At 62.9% G+C, this 18,633-nt stretch carries 11 protein-coding genes and 1 pseudogene; 8 read left to right on the top strand and 4 right to left on the bottom strand.

All coding sequences use genetic code 11. The features are described from left to right. Positions 1 to 225: 225 nt before the first annotated feature. Both D571_RS13740 and D571_RS0110530 read left to right on the top strand, forming a co-directional pair. Positions 226 to 2,931: a hypothetical protein gene (locus D571_RS13740; protein WP_198003808.1), complete on the top strand. Its 2,706-nt coding sequence runs from the start codon at positions 226 to 228 to the stop codon at positions 2,929 to 2,931. Beyond that, on the top strand, positions 2,928 to 6,035 hold the full coding sequence (locus tag D571_RS0110530) for a site-specific integrase (RefSeq protein WP_018936650.1): 3,108 nt from the start codon (positions 2,928 to 2,930) through the stop codon (positions 6,033 to 6,035). The genes D571_RS13740 and D571_RS0110530 overlap by 4 nt, the downstream gene beginning before the upstream one ends. A gap of 610 nt (positions 6,036 to 6,645) precedes the next feature. Here D571_RS0110530 and D571_RS14300 read toward each other — a convergent pair. Next, positions 6,646 to 7,068: a hypothetical protein gene (locus D571_RS14300; RefSeq protein ID WP_156815779.1), complete on the bottom strand. Its 423-nt coding sequence runs from the start codon at positions 7,066 to 7,068 to the stop codon at positions 6,646 to 6,648. Between the two features lie 267 nt (positions 7,069 to 7,335). Here D571_RS14300 and D571_RS14295 point away from each other — a divergent pair, with 267 nt between their 5' ends. Beyond that, complete coding sequence (locus tag D571_RS14295) at positions 7,336 to 8,037, top strand: hypothetical protein (RefSeq protein ID WP_156815778.1); 702 nt, start codon at positions 7,336 to 7,338, stop codon at positions 8,035 to 8,037. A 3,651-nt stretch (positions 8,038 to 11,688) separates the two neighbouring features. Continuing rightward, positions 11,689 to 12,450 carry a SprT-like domain-containing protein gene (locus D571_RS0110515; RefSeq protein WP_018936647.1) on the top strand — a complete coding sequence of 254 codons (762 nt, stop codon included), beginning with the start codon at positions 11,689 to 11,691 and terminating at the stop codon, positions 12,448 to 12,450. A gap of 125 nt (positions 12,451 to 12,575) precedes the next feature. Here D571_RS0110515 and D571_RS0110510 read toward each other — a convergent pair whose 3' ends face one another. Further along, positions 12,576 to 13,127 carry a cyclin-dependent kinase inhibitor 3 family protein gene (locus D571_RS0110510; RefSeq protein ID WP_018936646.1) on the bottom strand — a complete coding sequence of 184 codons (552 nt, stop codon included), beginning with the start codon at positions 13,125 to 13,127 and terminating at the stop codon, positions 12,576 to 12,578. After that, positions 13,124 to 14,098: an ADP-ribosylglycohydrolase family protein gene (locus D571_RS0110505; RefSeq protein ID WP_026287783.1), complete on the bottom strand. Its 975-nt coding sequence runs from the start codon at positions 14,096 to 14,098 to the stop codon at positions 13,124 to 13,126. Before D571_RS0110505 ends, D571_RS0110510 begins: the two co-directional genes overlap by 4 nt. 301 nt (positions 14,099 to 14,399) lie before the next feature. On the opposite strand from D571_RS0110505, the gene D571_RS14470 reads away from it, so the two are divergent. The 4 genes from D571_RS14470 (at position 14,400) to D571_RS0110480 (ending at position 18,472) form a co-directional block, all read left to right on the top strand. Next, positions 14,400 to 14,558, top strand: coding sequence for a hypothetical protein (locus tag D571_RS14470; protein WP_018936644.1), 159 nt, complete (start codon positions 14,400 to 14,402; stop codon positions 14,556 to 14,558). Between the two features lie 153 nt (positions 14,559 to 14,711). After that, positions 14,712 to 14,861 (top strand): hypothetical protein, encoded by a 150-nt coding sequence (locus tag D571_RS14465; protein ID WP_018936643.1) that lies wholly within the window; start codon positions 14,712 to 14,714, stop codon positions 14,859 to 14,861. Positions 14,862 to 15,446: 585 nt separating this feature from the next. Continuing rightward, a complete protein-coding gene (dcm, locus tag D571_RS0110485; protein WP_018936641.1) occupies positions 15,447 to 16,757 on the top strand; it encodes a DNA (cytosine-5-)-methyltransferase in 1,311 nt (436 codons plus the stop codon). Further along, the gene (locus D571_RS0110480; protein ID WP_232196961.1) at positions 16,754 to 18,472 is read left to right on the top strand and encodes a type II restriction endonuclease; all 1,719 of its coding nucleotides are present in this window, start codon (positions 16,754 to 16,756) and stop codon (positions 18,470 to 18,472) included. Before dcm ends, D571_RS0110480 begins: the two co-directional genes overlap by 4 nt. A gap of 12 nt (positions 18,473 to 18,484) precedes the next feature. On the opposite strand, the pseudogene D571_RS14625 reads toward D571_RS0110480, so the two are convergent. Next, positions 18,485 to 18,619 (bottom strand): annotated as a pseudogene (locus tag D571_RS14625) (integrase core domain-containing protein); the annotation flags it as partial. Between the last annotated feature and the right edge of the window lie 14 nt (positions 18,620 to 18,633).

Genomic DNA, 18,633 nt, shown 5'->3' with positions numbered 1-18,633 from the left:
GTGCTCCCGACTCCGATAGCGATCTGAGGCATGCGGTCGACGATCTACTCGTCCCGACCGTCGAACATTCAGGTAGTGCGGAGCTACCGAAACGGTGGCAGACCGCACATACGGATGGAGTACTCCCGATCATGTTGGGTAGGCAGCCGACCCAACCTGAGATCGCGCGCTTCCTCGGTGTATCGCTGTCCACATACAAAACCCACTGCAGAGATCGGTACCGCCATGGCGGGAAGTAAAAGGGTCCGCCTCTCCGACCGGCAGGACCACCATCTCCTGGAGGCCCTGCGACGGAACCATTCTCCTGACCCGGAAAGCCTGATCGAGCGCGTCCGGCCCCTTATACAGATCCCCAATTCACTGGTCGGCTTACGTCCAATCGCGCAAAACCTCGGCGACCTGCTTCCCCACGTTCAGGAACTCCTTCCTAGAAACGAAGGAAGCGGCGCAATACGCGATATGCGCGAGTGGCACGAGGCCATCGGAGCAATTCCTGACGAAGATCCCCTGTGGTCGGTTGCTACGCACCTGAAGCACGGGATCGTTTCTGAAGGAAAAGTGCGAGCTCCAGTCAATGGGCATGTCACAAGCAATCCGATCTGGTGCGCACTTTGGTTCGTCCATCACGAAGAAGCAGGGGACGAGATCGAGACCTATCGGTGGACCCAGGCCCATCTGCTGGCTGCCCACATCCTGCTGCACTTGAGAGGGGTGCGCCCCCGACGACAGGACCATCTGTCTAATGCAAGCAGGGCGGTGCGTCGGTCCCATCAAGCTGAGGCCCGCTGGCTGATGCTCAAGGTCCGTCACGTGCGGGAGAATCCCCAGGCATTCGCGGAAACGCTTCTCGAGATCAAGGAAGAGGCTCCGCCCCGAAAACGCGGGCAGCGCACCGACGAGCCCCACACCCGACTGGCGCGCGACTGCGGCTACCTGGCCGAAATCATGGCCGTGGCGCACGACCTGCCCTTCCGAGCCATCTCAGAAAGGACCCGGACCGGCGGATCAGGAGGGCGCGGAACAGGCTCAAAACGCCCGTGGGACGTCATGGGGCCGGACCATCATGGTTTCTGGTATCACAGCGATCCACGGTTTCTCCAGTCAAGCTGGGGTACCGACGAATACCGGACAAACCGCCACGTTCCAAGCGAGGATCATCAGAACGAGCTGCTCGCCAGCGGACTCGCGCCGGAAGAGTATGAGGTTGATGAAGGCGCCGAGATCACGTTCGAGGCCATACTCGGCCATGAACCGGGTAAGGATCGGGCATCGCTCGATCTGAAGGATCTTCCGCCTCTGGGATCGGTCTATGCCCGGGCGCGGAGCATAGGCCGGCGCATCGCGATGGAAAGCCAGCGCTTTCGTGTTGAGCTCCGACGGATCCGGCTTACCCAGCTCCACCGGATTCTTCAAACCCTCGAAGCAGTTTTTTCCGAGGTCTCCGTTGATGGGCCGCACGACGAGCCGACAAGCCGCCGCGAGGAGCGGAACAAACGTCGCGAAACGGTGTTGCTCGCGGCGATCGCCCTCGTCACCGGGTCCCCGCCCGATACCGTCAGGAGAACCCGGTGCGTCGCCGGCATAAGCCAACTGCCGGCGGAGTTCGAGCTGGCGTACAACCCCGGTTACCGGATGTGGATGCGGCCCTACAACCCTCCGCCCCGACATCCACTCGCCCAGGAAGAGCGAAAGCAGGCGATCGAACACTGGCCCCGCGTTGTCTTCGAGGACATCCTCGGGGTTGGCCAGCACCTCAACCGCATGCCCTACGATCGAAAGACCCAACGGCACTTCACCCACAACGAAAGCACGTACGAGAAACTGTGGGACAGTCACATCGTCCCGCGTCTGAAACAGGCCGGGGTGGAACCACGATGGCGTCAGTTCAAAAATCTGGCCACCATCATGCCAAGCTGGTTCGCCTGGACCGAGGAAGGTCAGCATCTTGCGCCGGCCCTGCTATTCGGGACCGATGACCCGCTCGCCCGGACCCACCATTTCTACACGGCGTGGGAACGTGGTGAGCTGGCGCGTATCTACCATGAGCATCTGGAAACGGCGCTCGCCGGTAGCGGACTGGATGAAGAACGCGACCACTCGTACGAAAGACTCTGGAACTACCGCGCGCCAGGCACCGCCATCCCGGAGAGCTGGACAGGGAATGATCGGTTACCTCGGGCCGAATCCATTTCGGATCTGATTGCTGAACTCAGCGGCAGACTCCACAGCCAAAGCCCGCCCCACCGTCGCGATGCGGCGGGTTGGTTGAACGCGCACAACCTGATGACGGCGTACACCGCCCTCGGACTGACCCTGGCGGTGGGCGGTCGCGCCATCCGGACGCCGGTCCCGGACCTTTCGGCCCGGCACCACGCCACCGGGACCATCGCCCTGCAGGAGAAGGACCGGTCGGATGGGTCCCATGCCCGACTCGTGGTGCTACCGCCCGAGGTGATCCAGCAGATCGAGGCCTACATGGAGCACCTGGTCGTCCTTTTCACCACGTTTCCAGGGCTGCCCACGAGCCTCACCTGCCCCGCCACCAAGCACCGGGATCGGAGCGCATATCAGAGCGATCAGTATGAACTGGCGCTTCGCTCCACCTGTTTTTTTCTGGACGCCGGGGATCCCGAGGATCCGACGACCTGGGTCCCCGTGGAACTGACGGGCAGACGTCTGCGTGAGGAATGCAATCGCGTGCTCCCCGCCGCCTGGCCACTCGACAACGCCGGCCGTCACCTTTTGCGCAGCTATCTCACCGCTCAGGGCTGTCCCGCCACGATCATCAACACGCATCTCGGCCACTGGAGCTACGGCGAGGAGCCCTGGGGTGCTCCCTCCGCGTTCGATCCCGTCCGTTACCGAAAGGCGATCCGTCCGTATCTCGACAGACTCATGCAGGACATCGGCTACAGGGTTGTGGCGCCATGAGCGATATGTCTGGCGAACCGGGCGACGGCGGGCTCGACGACGATCCTCGCGCGATCTGGGCCGGCTGGAGGCACCTCTGGAACCCGATCGGGGAACGCCAGCCCGATCCAACCGAAGCGACCCGGGAGGAACCACAGGATGGTGACGAGTTCCTGTCCGTCTGGCGCATCCTCAAAGAGCAATACCCGAGGCTCACCTCGGTCGAGCCGCCCGAAGACCTCGAGTGGACGAAAAGCGACACGCGCACACTGATGTTAAAGGTCCGCGCCGAGGCGCCAGCGGGCCGCAGCTTCGTTGCCCAGCGACGGGTCGCCGAAATCCTCGATACCGGCAACCGCGTCGGTCGGTGGCGGATCGTCATTCCGGACCTGCCCGTCCCTTTACCGCCGGCGCCTTCCTCGCCGTTCCAGCACCATGACTTTCTCGACATGGTCCGCCATCAGGGCCTGGTGGACACCTTTCTGAACCACCTTGCCTCACCGATCGACCCGGAACGGATTCAGGCCCGGTGGGGCCGGATTTTCCTGAGCGCCCTGCTCTTCGGCGGCCTTCTGCGCCCGCGGTGGCTCTGGGCTCTCGGCCACTCTCTCCATCAGGCTCCCGCACACCACCACTGGATGGAGCTGTATCACCAGGTCAAGGACGAAACGATGCCACTGCACCTGCGCTGGTATCCGGATCCGATCACGCGCCATCTGCTCGTCCGCGATGGAAACAAAGGCCTGCCTCCCGGCCTTCCGGCGACGCGGGCGGACGGCCCGCTCCTCTACCGTTGGATCAGGGACTGTGCCGAGACGCTGGGCTTCTCCGACCAGCTCCCGCGCAACTGGAGTCAACTGCAGAAGGTCGCCCGCCTTCATCTGGCGCTTTACGTCCCGCCGTATCTCCTCGCCCACGCCGCGGGTGAGCGGGTGGCCACGTCACTACCGGTCAGCGTGCATGAACGACTGATCTTTCCACCGGATCGGATCCGGACTTCATTGCCCCCACGGGCCACGGAGCCGGGCCATCGGTCCGAAGTCTCGGAGAACGGCTCTGCTCCTGCACAAAGCGCCACGACGGAGGAAGACGCCGACCCGCACGGCCATGAAGCCTGGCCCGCGCAACTGCACGATCTCACCCGTCTGATCCGAAAAAACGATCCCCCGGATCCACAGCCCATTCGCGACTGGATCGAGGCGCACCCAACCGCCAACCCGACAGGGGGCCGGACTCCCCTACCCTTGCTCCCGAGTGTCCGGCGGCTCGCCGACTGGGTCGCAAACCGGCTGTGCACACCCGCACGAGCGGGCCGAAAGCCGCGGCGCCGCACCGTCTATGAACTCTACAACGCCGTAGCCGGCCGCATCGCCGGTCAGCTTGGCGATACGGATCCGGCAGACCTCACGGCGGACGACCTCATCGAACTCTACACCAGCGCCCTTGAGGACACGCCGAACGCGCGCAGCCGCAAACGCGTGGCCCGAGGCCTTCGCAGCTTCCATCAATTCCTGATGGAAGCGCACTCCCGGTCGCCGCTCCCGCTGGAGACGCTGGAGTCGCCGCAGCATGTTGTGACCCACGGCCCGCCCGACGCCAACTACTTGGACGAGGCCCTGTTTCAGCGCACCCTCGACTGGGTGGACGAGCTGTACCGTGACAATCCCGCGGTCGGCAGCGTGCTCACCCTGATCATGGCTTTGGGATTTTACGGCGGTCTACGTCGCAGTGAGGCCGCGGGCATCCTGATTGGCGACCTCGAAGGCCCACCGGAATACTCGCTGCTGGTGCGGCCGAACGGCCTGCGTCTGCTCAAGAGCGGCAACGCGCAGCGCGTCCTACCCCTTCACGCCATGTTGCCGGAGGCGTTACTGGAACGGCTGATGAGATGGCAGGAGCATCGACGGGCCGAGCCGGATGGGTCCGAAGATGCGCCACTGTTCGCGCTGCCGGACCGCGGGCCGATACGCCCCAACGATCAGCTTCTGGATGCGGCAACCCGGGCCATGACCCAGGTGACGGGCGATCCCGATATCCGCTTTCACCATCTGCGCCACTCGTTCGCATCCCGAACGCTGCTGCACTTCTGGGAACTGGAAGGCGAAGGCGAGGAACCGCTTCCTCCCTGGTCACAGGCCCGTTCGATGACGGCCCCGACCGATCCCCGAAAGCTTCGCCGCGAACTCATTGGCGACCAAAGCCCCACGCAGCGTCGGACGCTGCGTCTGGTCTCGCGGCTTATGGGCCATTCCGACACCCAGATCACCATCGAGCATTACGTCCACACTCTGGACGATCTTCTCGGACGTGCTGTCCGGCGCATGATCGACGGACTCGACACCCGACAGATCGAGGCGATCACCGGGCGGAGCGCGCCGCGGATCCGTGGGGTTCGTCGGGCGTGGAACTTCTGCGCCCCGGCGGGGGCGCTGTCGTGCGTTTCGGGCGGTCTACTGGACTCGGGCTCGTGCCTGACGAACGTGCGGGCGCGGGCCGTTTCGGGCCCTCGCTGCGGGCCCCCCGTCCCGCTGGAGGGCGCGGCGGCCCCCGTGGTTTGGGGCTTGCTCCTGATGCGCGCCGTCCCCCTGACTGGGTACTCGGCGGAGGCCATTTCGCGCCGGTTCGCTTTTCCGTGGGCCCGGCTTACCCTTGAGCGTTCCGCGGCTATTTTTCGCCCGCTTCCCCAGCCGGTGGGCCTGCTTCGCGGCGGCCCGTCTGAGGGCTGTTTGTTGCTCGCGCCGCGGGCTGTCGCTGGGTTTGCCACGTTTTGGTGGACCTGTTGGTGCTTGTCTGGTGGGGGGTGTCCACCTGCCATGTCGTCGCGTGCCTGCGGGGATGTGTTTGGCCCGCTGATTCTGGCGTTGGTGCGGCCCGGGTGCTTGTTGGCGGTGCTGTTCCCGGGGTTCGCGTCCCTTGCCCGCTGGGTCCGTCTGTTGGTGCCTCTGGCGATTCGTGATGTGTTCGTGGGTTATGACGCGGCGACGACCGGGTCGCTGGCTGCACTTCCGTGGCTGCGTTTGGAGCGTTGTCGTGTTGGGGCGGCTCTGGCGTTTCTGCCCATGGCCGCCGCCTGGTTCGCTGATGCGGCCTACCCGCCCCCTGACGGTTTTTCGGGTTGGTGGTAGTTCACCGTGCCTTTTCTTGGTGCGGCTCGGTCTGTCGTTTCGTTTGCTTTTTCTCGCGTCGGGTCGGCTGTTTTCTTCGGATGGGCGGCCTACAGTTCGTCCCTCGGTGTGGCTGTTGGCTTTGGTGCATCCGGGTGTGGGTTGCCGTGGGCCCGCGGGATCGGGTGGGGGGTTACTTCGCCGCGGCAGCCGCTGGTCAGCTTTACTCTTTGTCCCTTGCCTGCCTCCCCCGGTTGGGTGCTGTATCTGGCCGTTGTTTTCGACTTTTTCTTGCGGGGTGTTGGTGGCTATTTCCTTGTTGTTCACGTCTTGCCCCCGCTCGTTCTGGACGCGCTGGTGATGGGGTTTTGGGATCCCTTGTGGCCGTGAGCTGTGTCGCACTCCCGTTAGCGGGGTCTCTTTAGTCTTTCTTTTGTTGTTTTGTGTGTCCGTTTTTTCCCGCCTTTGCGGGGACATCTCCCATGCTCGGTTCGTTCAAGGCCTTCCCAGGGCGCCTCTTGTCAGGCCGCTCGCTTGCTTTACTGTTCGTGTTGGTCGCCTTCTCTGTTCCGATGCTCCGACCGACCTGTCGTTGGTCCGATCTGTCATTGTTTCGGCCCTCCCTAACCGCTCATCTGTCCGCGCGCTGTTTGAGATGCACCTCCATGGGCACCGTCGCCTCTTTGAATGCGCGGGGCCGGGTGTCTTTTGCGGTGGGCTGTTTCTTGTTCAGGTCTGTTCCGGGCGTTTGGTCTTTGATCTGTTGTAAAACGCTTTTGTCCGTTTGGGTGCGTGCGTCGTCGTTGTCTGGTCCGCTGTCCTCTGTTGCTTTTAGGTTGTGGCGGGTGGCGCTCCGGTAAGGGCCTTTGCTGTTGAGTCTCCGTTTCGGAGCTACTTTGCTTTTTTGCTGTGTTTGCGTTCCTCTTCGACGCGCGCTCTGGGCTGTGTTGGGCTGGTGGGTGTGGGGTTGGGTTGGGTCTTCGCTGCTTGCCGCGTGGTTTCGGTTTGGTTTGGGGTTGGTGTCGGTGGCTGGTGGGGTTTGCGCGTGCGTCATGCCAGCCGGTTGCGCTCCGGCGGCGCTGTGTTCTGGGTGCGGCCGGTGGTCTCCGGGTTTTCGGTGCGAGAGCTGCTTGGGCCGTGCGAGGAGTGCTTCTTCTCGGGCTTGCTCCCGGTCGTCTGGGTGGTTGGTGTTCGGCGCTTGGGGGTTTGCGTGCTGTGCTTGGGCGTTCGGGTCGTAGTGCGGGTTCGCCTTCGGTTTGTTGGGTGTGGGTCTGGGCTTGCGCTTGTCTTTTCGCTTGGGGTGTTGTTTGGTGGTGAGTTGGTGGCGTTCGGTGTGGTGGGTGGCCCGGGCGTTGTTGTGGTTTTCGAGTTTGGGCGGGTTGCTGTGGTTGTTGCGGTTTCGTGGGCGGGGGGTCTTGGGCTGTTTTCCGCCTGTTTGCTGGTTTTGGCGTTCCTGGTGTCTTGGTTGGGTTGCTCTTTGCGTCGCTTTTGCTGGGTGTCGTTGTCGTCTCTTCTGCTGGCGCTTTTGTTCTGTTTGGGGGTAGCTTTTCTTGGGTGGTTTTGGTTTTTCTGTTGCCTTTGGGGTGTCGCGCTGCGCGCTGTGATTGGGGTCGGGGAGTTGTGTGCCTGGGTCCCGGTTGTCTGGCTTGGTCAGCTTGTCGGGCGGGCGGTTGCCTTGCTGGTTCCTGCTTTATGGGGTGGTTTTGGGGTTGTGCTGGGCGTGGGCTTCTTTGTTTTTTTTCCTCTCTTCGGCTGTCTGTTTTATCGCCTGTCGTTCGTGTTCGTCGGTGTTTTGTTGAATTCGGGGGTCTTGCTTGGCTTTCTGGTTTGGCGCCTGTTTTCCTGGGCTTCGTGCTGGGGTCTGAGTGGTTCTTCCTTGTTGTTGTGGTCCGTTGGGGGGTTGGCTTCCTGGTGGTACTGGAGTCGCTCTTGCGCGGGTTTTCGGGTGTTTTCTTGGTGGCGCGCTGCTTTGCTGGGTTGGGTCTCGCGTTCGGGTGTTGTGGTAGTGCCTCTTGTGCGGTGATCCCGTGTTTCGGCAGCCGGTGTTGGTGTTGGTTTTGTTTGGCGCTTGGTGTGTGGCCAGGTCTTGGCGCACCGGGTGGCGGGCGTGCGAGTCTTTTTGCGGTTTGACTTGGCTGGTCCGCAGGGGGTGGGGTGTTTGCCGGCCGTGTTGGCGATGGCGGGGGCATCCGTGCCGTCGTTCTTTCTGCTCTTCATGTACGGCTTTGCGTCCTGGTTTGGGCTGATGGGCTTGGTTCGCCCGGGGGTCTTCGGTCTGCTGCGTCCCTGCTGTGCTGAGGGGGACGCTTGTGTGGTTCTTTGCGTCTGTTTGTCGCTGGGGTTCGAGGGGTCGTCCCCGGGTGGTTTTGGGTTGGGCGTGACGCGGGCTTTGATCTCCCCGGGCGGTTCCGCGTGGTGGCTCAGGCTGGCGTTCTTCGCCAGGTTGGGTCGGGCTGTGGCTACGGTTCTCTGTTTGTTTCTCTTGGTGGGCCGCTTGTGTTCGCTGTCTGGGCGCGTGTGCGTGGGTGCTGTCGGCTTGTTTCCTCGTCTTGCCTCCGCTTGTCTGGGGTTGCTTTTTGGCGCGCTGAGCGGTGCGCTGTTGGGCGAGTTTTTGTTCTTTTTGGTCGTGGAGCTCGGCTGTCGGTTGTTTGGTGTCGGTGTGTTTGGGTTGGGTGGGGGTGGCGGGATCCTGAATTGGCCCGTTTTTCGATGCGTGCTGCTCTGCTGTTCTTTCATTTAGGTTTTTTTGCTTGCGCTGTGTTTGGTTTTCGTGGCCGGCTTGGGGGTCGTTGCATGTGGCCAGTTGTTGGGTTTTCGTTTGGTTCCCGCCTGGACCCCCGGGGGCTCTCTGGTTCGGTTAGAGGTTGTTGTCGTTGGCGGTGCGCCGTCTTCCTCGTTCGTTGTTTGGGTCGCGCCACCGTTTGGGTTTCGCGGTTTGTTGTTTTTTGTGCTGTTTGTGGTTCGCTATTGTTGTATCCTGGTGTTGGTTTTTGCCCTGGGGCTCGGTCGTTCTTCGGAATCCTCTTCCGCTGACGGGGTGCTTTTTGTGCTCGGGCGCCTGCGTTGGTTCTTCGTGGCGCTTTATTAGTGCTGCAGCTTGTTTGACTTGTTTCGTTGGCTTGTGGTGGGTTTCTTTTGTATTGCGGGGTCGCCTGTGCTTCCGCTTCTTTTTTGTTCTGTGGCCCTGGCTTTGGGCATTGGCTGTTTGGTATGGGTTGTGCCCGACTGCAGCATCTTGCGCGATGGTGGTGGCGTCTGTTCCTGCGTGCTGTCTGCGTTTCGCGTTGTGGTGCTCTTTAGGTTTCGTGGTGCTTTCAGGAGGGCGGCGGCGGTGCTGGTCTTGGTGCTGTTGGCTTGGTGCCCGCTTGCAGTTAAGTGGGTTGGGGATCCTCTGAGTTGGTTGGGTGGGCATTTCCTGTCTCGCCTCTGTGTTTTGCTTCCCGCTTCGGTCGTCGTTGCATCTACGGTTTTTTTAGAATTCGTCTGGGATGGGTTTATTCTCGACGGTGGTGTCCTTGGGGTTTCGGGCTGTGGGCGTGTTTGGGTGGGCTGGTCGTTTGCCGGACCGTCGGGCGAGCGGGGTTGGGCTGCTCTTGGTTACGTTTTTCTCGTCGTCCTGCCCTGTGGACGGGACTCGTTGTGCTTTGTGGTTCGCTGCGCGCGTTTTGTTGAATTCTGGTGTTTGCTCGGTGGTGTGTTCTGTGGGCGCTGGGGTTTTTTTTGGTTGTTTCGTGGTGGTTTGTCTGTTTGGTGTGTTCGCCGCCTTCGGTGGCCGTCCGCCCGTTCTCTCGCTTGTTTTGGCCTTGGTTACCCCGTCGTTGGGGCGGGCGTTTCTGCGTGGTGTGGCCGCTTTTGGGCGTCGGGCTTCGGCGGGTGTTGCGGGTCGTTGTGGGCGGGGTGTTTTCTGTGTGTTGTCGGGCGGTGTGGAGGGTTGATTCGCTGGGTTTTTTGGTCCGGATTGACGGTCAGTGCGGGGCTGTGGGGTCGTCTTACGTCAGCTGGTCTTGCGGGTGTTTGTGCTGTGTCTGGGGGGCTTTTGGGTCGTTGTCTTGGTAGTGGGTTCGGTGGTGGTTGCGGGTTTGTTCGGCTTGTGCGCGTGTTTGGTTTCTCTAGATCGCCTGGCGGGCTGTTTTTGCCTTGGGCTGGGTCGGTTTGTGTCGCCGGTTCCGCCGGTTGGCGGTGTTGTGGCTCGTGGAGCGCTGGCGTGGTGTGTGCGTTTAGGCCTTTGGGAGGGGGTTTCAGGAGTCCGGCGGGCGGTGGCTTCTTGCGGGTCTGGTCCGCTGTGGATGGCGCTGTTGGTTTCGGGTTCGGGCTGGCCTTTGATGGCGGCTTTGCTCGTTCTCGCGCGTCCCTTGGTTTTGGGCATGGTCCTCTTTGGTTCCGTTCTTTGGGCCGGGGATGCTGTGCAGCTCGCGTGCTGGTTCCTTTTGGTGCCCGCGCCGGTTGAGGTGGTTCTCGTGCGGCGATCTGTGATTGTGGCTGTGTGGGCTGGGGTCGCGGTCGGGTGTGTGGGGGTGGTCGGTCCGCCGCTGCTGTTTTGGACTTGGGCGTTTCGCCGGCTACCGCCTGTGGGCCTGTTGGTCCAGGGGGTTTCTCCGTTGCTCTTGGAATTGTCCTGCGTTTACTCGTTTGGGCTGGGGCCGGGGGGGCTGCTCCTCTCGTTGGGGCGGGGGGCGTAGGTGCGTTGGTAGCCGTCTGGGCGTGCCTTGGCGGTCTCGGCTTTGCTGTTCTCGTGTCTTCTGCACCTGCGCCGGGCGTTTTGCTGTTCGGGTTTGGGCGCGTCGCTCCGGTTGGTGGGGATTGGGCTGTTTTGCTCTGCGCCCGTGCGGGTCGCGGTGCTCTTGGTTGCGGTGCTTGGACGTCTGCTTGTCGGCTTTGGCTTGTTTCTGGCTCAGGTGCCGCGCTCGGCGGCTCCGTGTTTGTGTCGATGTTTCGTGTGGTTGGTTCTGCTTTTCTGTCGTTTCTTGAGGCTTGGTTGCGTCTGTGCTTTTGGTGGCTGGTTGTTCGGCCTTCGATTCCTTCCTTCTAGTGCGCGTTCCTCCCTCCCCGGTGTAGTCCTTTCTGCATTCAGTGGCTTCTCGCTCGGTCTCAGCGCTTTCGGTTGCTGAGGTTCTTGATGGGTGTGTTTTTGGGTTACTGCTTGGGGTGCTTCTGCTTGAGCTGGTGTTTCTCCTCGTCGAGCTGTTTGTTGCGGTTTGGGTCCGCGGTCTTTGTGCTTGCGTGTTTTTTCTTTCTGTTTTTTTTCTTTGTTTGGCTGGTGGTTTTTTTGGGTTCGTTTCCTTCCGGGTTTGGCTGGCGTTCGTCTCCTTCCGGCTCGACCGGTTCGGGTTTTTGGTGGTTTGTGTTTTCTGCATGGCTTGTCTCTTGGGTGCTTGGCTTCGATTCTGTCGGTGGACTCTAGTCAGCTTTGTTTTTCTTGGCGGTGGGCTTCTGCCGCGTGGTGTACTGCCGGACCAACTTTCGGATCTTCTGTAGATTGTTCTCAGGGCTTAATCCGACATTGGGGGCTTTAGCCGGCCGCTTGATTTGTCTTCGTGTGCTGCTCCCACTTGCTGCCGGGCGCTTATTGTTCCGGCTTCCGGGGCGACAGGCGGTTCGGAGGTTTTGTGACGGGGTTTGTGACATGTGGGGGGCTGTACAATCGGCGGCTTCGGCTCCATCCCGGGTGAACGCCATGACCGACTCGCCCACGCTCTCGATGTATTCGGCCCTTCAGCAGGCCTTCGATCACTTCAACGAACGGCTGTTCGACAACGCGCTGCCGTCCTGCCTGATCACGCTGCGCAGTTCCCGACGCCAGCGGGGTTACCACCATGCGGAGCGGTTCATCTCCGCGGACGGCACCATCATCCACGAGCTGGGCGTGCATCCGGGGTACTTCACCCTGAACCCGCTGGAGGTCGCGCTCTCCACGCTGGTGCACGAGATGGTTCACCACTGGCAGGAATGCTTCGGCAAGCCGAGCCGCTCAAACCATCACAACCGCGAGTGGGCGCAGAAGATGGAGGCCATCGGGCTGGTGCCCAGTGACACGGGACTGCCGGACGGCAAGCAGACCGGGCGCCGGGTCACCCACTACATCCGGCCCGACGGGCCGTTCGCCGTTGCCTGCGCGGATCTGCTGGCCACCGGCTTCGCCCTGCCTTGGTTCGACCGCCATGCGCCAACCTCGCCCGAATCGGTCGCGCAGGTGCAGGACGCGCTGGCCGAACAGGGCCTGGCGGTGGCCAGCACACCCGCCCCGGCCGAGACCCTCGCCCATCCGGAGGATCCCGAAAAACCGGCGGTCTTCGGCCCGCCGCAGCCGCGCCCGGATCCCCGCGTGCGGCTCACCTGCCCGAGCTGCGGCGCCCGCGTCTGGGCGCGCCCCGACACCGCCGTGAACTGCGGGGTGTGCCTGGACCCGATGGAGGATTTGTCCGGAGAAGCGCCGTAACGGGTGGCGCCTTCCGGGGAGATGTGCCTCGGCAACCGCTATGGCCGCCGGTCAGGCCGGCCAGACAAGCCAGGCTGGATTCACTCAACTCCTCCCTGGCGAGAAGCCCTGGCCACTCCATCGGCTTATTGCCCCGGCGGCACCATTTGCAGATAGCGCTCCTGCTCGCTCGACTCGATGGCGCCTCGCCGAGCCTGGCGGACAGCAGCCACCGCCGCATCCGGGGCCATGCCTCGATCGATCAGGAGACGGGCGGCCACCGTACCCGCCCGTCCCAGCCCACCCTTGCAGTGCACGAGGAGGCGCCCGCCTGCATAAAGAACTCGATGCATCTCCGGGGCCACCGCCTGCCAGCGGTCATCCCACTGACGGTCGGGAGCGGCCATGTCGGGGATGGGCAGGTGGTACCAGGTCACTCCGGTCTCGCTGACGGCCTCCCCGAGCCGGGGTACGCCCAGCTCGTGCAGTTCTTCCAGCGTTGTCAGGGTCACGACTCCGGCCGCGCCCCACGCTCGGATTCGGTTCAGATCGGCCTCCAGGTCGCGGGCCCAGGCGCCCGTCATCGCATGAGCCTGCTGCTTGCCCGGGCAGAGGGTGATACCGATGGTGCCGCCCTCCGGCAACGTGATCTCGGCGATTTCCAGCGGATGACTGGTACTGGTCCGAACGGCGTTCATTCAGTGCGCTCCGGTGATTCCATGACAGGGACATCCGACGGGCCGGCAATCGAGATCTGAAGAAGCGCATCGCCGAGCCCCCCGATTCGGTCGTACTGGCTGAGTTGGTCGCGCCACTGCGCCGGGATCCCTGCCTCCCCGTAGTACGCCCCCGCCAATTGCCCGTAGATCGCGGCGGTGGTGTCGGCGTCGTGGCCCAGATTGGCCGCCAGCAGCGCCCCTTCCGGGAAATCCCCACTGCGGTCGAAGGCCCACAGGGCCGCCTCCAGACTCTCGACCACATAACCCGTCCCTCGGATCTGCGGTGGATCCCGGTGGCGGAAGGAGCCCTCGGCGATGGCCAGGACGGCCGGTTCCAGCTCATCGCCCGGCCCGAAGCCGGGGAGCGCCTGCCAGGATCGCTCCAGCACTTCGGCTCGTTCCGCCCCTTCCAGAACGGCAAGGATATAAGCCGTCCACAAACGACAGGCATCGAGACATTCCGCGGCCGCGTGCGTGGTCCGGGAACTCACACGGGCGGCTTCATGGGCCCGGGCCGGGGTACGGCGGTAGGCCAGCGGGACCGGAACCAGGCGCATGAGGGAGCCGTTACCCGCCGCTCCGGGATCCTCCGAACCACTCAACGGATTGCCGGAGTCTTCGTACCGCGCAAGCGCTGCGCTCACCGTATTCCCGATGTCGAAGCACCGCCCCGTACTGCTGGCATAGCCTTCGCGCCACCAGCGTACATAGCGGTCCATCTGGTCGGCCGCATCGAACCCGTCGCTCCCCACCAGGCTCTCGGCGAGCGCAATCGCCATAGAGGTATCGTCTGTCCACTGCCCCGATTTCAGATCGAACGGGCCGCCCCCCACCATGTCCGTGATCGGGGCAAAGCTGCCGGGTGGCCGGAACTCAAGGGTGGTGCCCAGCGCATCACCGCAGGCCAGCCCCAGCATCGCACCCCGGTAACGATCTTCGAGTGTCGGCATGCACGCCTCCCACCAGATGCCATGATCCAATACCGACTGTACCCACTCTGAATACGGCCGCGGATCAACAGTCGACCCGCCCATGGATACCACACTCGGGCGTCAGAACATGTCGCCATCTGCTGCGCGCGGCCTTGTCCGTATCGTAGTCTCGATACCCGACGCCACCGAAAGGGTCTGCGCACTGCGATCACGGGCGCACCGGACCGTCACGGCAAAAACGCTGAGGCGCATTCACAGTGCGTGACGCCAGACCGCCCATTTCAAACACAATCGCGACCGCCAAAGACAGGAGAACTCCATGGCCCGGGAAGACGAAGGACGAGGCGAACCGCCCAGCGAAGAGGAACTGCAAAAGCGCCGGGAGGCTCTGCAGCGACGCATGGACAGCGAGGCCGCCGGGTTCGAGGTCCTGTACGAACCCCAGAACACCGAACGGAAGAAAGACGAGCACGAGTAACTCTCTTTCGCCACAGCCAGGACACGGGCCGCACCGAGCACCCGCGGCCCTCAATGACGCCTGCAATCCGAAGCCGCCTCGCCACCCTTCGCGTTCGCCGCGTCACACTTCCGAACGTCGGCCGGTGTCGCTACAGACATCCAGGGGCCGATCATGGAACCGGATCCCCATACACCCGCAGATTACCTGGAACCGCTGGAGCGAGTCACCCTGCGCCCCGAGTTCGTGCGGATCGACGACGGCTCCCGCGTCGTCCTGCTGCACGAAATCGAGTTCGTCCAGGTGCTCGCGGCGCTGCGCTAGTACGAGGCCCTGCGGGACCATTTGGGCGGCGATCCGCTGGTGGATCAGGAGCGCGACCGTCAGACAATCGCTTTCCTTAATACCGGAACATCCTCGGCCAGTCGGCTCACCCTCGTTTATTCCCAATAACATTGCAGCCCATTTTGGTTCAGGCGATGCCGTTATTCTGTAAATTCAGGACCTTTGACAGCGAAGCGAGGTGCGGTGTGGATCCATATCAGACGGTCAGGAGGGGTGGCCTGCGGAATGCTCATGAAATCAGGGACGCCGTCGACCGTGGTTGCAGGGTTTTCTGGAAGACCCTTCGATATCCGGTCCACAGGGATGGATCCGGTCAGTATTTCATCGGGGAAGGACCGGGCATGATCGCACTTACCTGGTCGGACGGCGTGACGCTCAACGGGAAACCGGAGGATTTTTTTGTGCTGTCGGAGGCCGAATACCTGAAGACGCACCCCGGCACCCTGCAGTAGGCGGGGGCACAAGCTTCCCCTCCGCCAGGATCGGGAATCGGCAGCCGGCCATGCTGGACAGGCGGGAATCATTCCGGGCATGATGTCCGGAACGTCTCCCCGAGGATCCGCCATGCACGCTTCCAATGCCGCCACCGCCCTGCTCCACTCCGCCCTGGAGCTGACCACCGGGGCGGACGTGGCCCGCGAACTTGGGGTGGATGAACGCACGGTCCGACGCTGGACGAAAGGCGAGATCCCCATGCCCGCTCGCTGGGAACCGGCGCTGAGCCAGCTCCTGCGCCAACGGGCTCCCCTGCGGGCTGACTCTGGCGGGCAGTTCAACTTCATCGACCTGTTCGCCGGCGTCGGGGGCATCCGACAGGGCTTCGAAAGCGTCGGCGGCCACTGCGTCTTCTCATCCGAATGGGACCGGTTCGCCCTCCAGACCTATCGCGCCAATTTCGGAAACGAAGACGAGGAAATCCAGACGGACATCCGTCAGATCACGGCGGTTTCGGATGACGCCGAGGAGAACAGCCGCTCCATCGACGAACGCATCCCCGAGCACGACGTCCTGCTGGCCGGGTTCCCCTGCCAGCCCTTTTCACTGGCCGGCGTCTCCAAGAAAAACAGCCTCGGACGCGAGCACGGGTTCCTCTGCGAAGCACAGGGAACCCTGTTCTTCGACGTGGCGCGGATCATCGAAGTGAAGCGTCCACGGGCATTCCTGCTCGAGAACGTGAAAAACCTGCGCAGCCATGATGGCGGCCGTACCTACGAGGTGATCCGTCGCGTGCTGGAAGAACTCGGCTATCAGGTGCATGACCGGGTCATCGACGGCAAGGGGTTCGTACCCCAGCACCGTGAGCGGATCTATATGGTCGGCTTCCGGAAGGATACGCCCTTCACCTGGAACCAACTGGACTTTCCCCCACCGGACGCCCGCACCCTCCGGGAGGTGCTGCACCGGGAGGACGGATCGGAAACGCCCGAGCCCCCTTACACCGAGGGTGACCTGGGCACCGTGGGCGAGAAGTACATCCTGAGCGACAAGCTCTGGAAGTACCTGCAGGACTATCGGGCCAAGCACGAGCGCGCGGGCAACGGATTCGGCTACAGCAAGGTCGGCCCGGAAGACACCGCACGGACACTGTCCGCCCGGTACCACAAGGACGGTTCAGAGATCCTGGTTGACCGGGGAGCCGGCGAGCGGCCGCGTCGGCTAACGCCACGCGAGTGCGCCCGGCTGATGGGCTTCGACGACAGCTTCCGTATCCCGGTGAGCGACACGCAGGCCTATCGCCAGTTCGGCAACTCCGTGGTGGTCCCGGTCATCCGCGAGATCGCCTCCGCGATGGTGCCCCACGTCCTCGCGGACATCCGATCCGAACAGGAGGACCGTCAGGTGGAGCTGCCGATGGAGTTCAGGGATACGGCGTGACCGACCGGCTCTCCCCGGAAGACCGCAGCCGGGTGATGAGCCGGGTACGCGGGCAAAACACGAAGCCTGAGCTCGTCCTGCGCCGCGCGCTCCATGCGCGGGGCTTCCGGTACCGTCTTAATGTCCGTGATCTTCCGGGACGCCCCGACCTCGTTTTCCCCCGGTATTCGGCGGTGGTGTTCGTGCACGGATGCTTCTGGCACGGTCATGACTGCCATCTTTTCCGGATGCCCTCGACCCGGGAAGAGTTCTGGAAGGACAAGATCGGACGCAATCGCGAACGAGACCGAAAAAACCGGACTGAGCTACTTGCCCGGGGATGGCGCGTCCTGGAGGTCTGGGAATGCGCGATGAGAGGGAAGGAACGCCTGCCGCCCGGGGAAATGCTCGAAAGCGTGGAGGCATGGCTGACCGGCCATTCTTCCACTCATGAGATCCGCGGCCTTGGCAGCCGGCAGCTGGGCGCGGCCGACGCCAATGTCCCAAGGGGAGGAAGCACCGTGATCGACTCGATTTCGGAACTGTTTGAAGGAGCGGCGGCGAAATGGCTCAGCGACGTGGACGCCGAACCGAACAAATCCAACCAGCATGAAATCGGAGGCCTTCCAAGCGCCGGCTTCAAGCACCATCTAGGCACTCCCTCCAAGAGCGACGCCCACAGGTTCCCAGCCACCATGGCTTATCTGCGTGACGATGAACCTCCAGAAATCGTTCGCGATACGGTGTCCTGGTATGACAGCCGATGGCGCAAGCCGCACCGCTCCCCAGAGTACCGGCTGTATTACCGGGACAATTCGGTCACTCTGCAGATCGGGGCCGGGGACCTGATGGTGATCGCGAAGGCCCGCGACGGCAGTCTGCTCATCGTTTTCGCGCCGGCGGATTCGGATGTCGAGGCCCAAGTCCGGCACGTATTCGGGTTCGGCGAGATGGGGGAGCGCTTCCAGGCCGCCGGAATGCCATCCTCCACTCTAACCCTGCCGCTGAAACTCCTGCTGGAAGACATCGGCGTGGAAACGATCGCCCCGGACGATGCCGGCGGCGATCTCGAACTTGTCCTCAACCGTTTTCCCGACCGTTTTCCCACAACCGCGGAATTTTCCGCGCTCGCCCGGGAGGTCAGTCAGGCCGACCCGCTCGGCGATCCGGACCGGACCCTCCTGGCATGGATGGAACGGGAGGAAGCTCTCTTCCGGGCCTATGAACGCGAAATCGTCCATGAGCGTCTTGAACGGGGGTTCGCCGGCGATGTCGATGAATTCATCCAGTTCTCGCTGAGCGTCCACAACCGGCGGAAATCCCGGGTCGGCCACGCCTTCGAGAACCACCTGACCGAACTGTTCCAGCGACACGGCCTGCGTTTCGAGAAAGGAGGCCCGAACCGTGTCACCGAAAACAAATCGAAACCCGACTTCCTGTTTCCCGGCTTCGCCGAGTATCACGACCCGCAGTTCCCGACATCCCGCATGTTCCTCCTGGGTGCAAAGACCACCTGCAAGGAACGGTGGCGACAGGTCCTCGCCGAAGGCGAACGCCTGAAACGGAAATACCTCGCCACCCTTGAGCCCGGGATCAGCCAGACCCACACCGACGAAATGCTGGCCCATGGCCTCCAGCTCGTAGTCCCGCTGCCCATCCACGCCACGTATTCGAAGTCTCAGCAGATGTGGCTGATGGAGATCGGAGAATTTATCCAGAAGGTCCAGACTACCTGATCTGGGCCACTATCAGATGGCTGCACGCCTTTTGTGTGGTGCCGCATAGCCCAGTGCCTGATGCGGCCGTTGCTCGTTGTAGTACCCGATCCAGTTGCCGATCACCGCACGAGCGTGGCCTAGGGACTCGAAGCGGTGTTGCCAGACGCACCCCTGCCGAC

This window comes from Thioalkalivibrio sp. ALJ24, from assembly GCF_000377785.1.
GTDB lineage: Bacteria > Pseudomonadota > Gammaproteobacteria > Ectothiorhodospirales > Ectothiorhodospiraceae > Thioalkalivibrio.
This window is presented reverse-complemented; position numbering and strand designations above follow the sequence as displayed.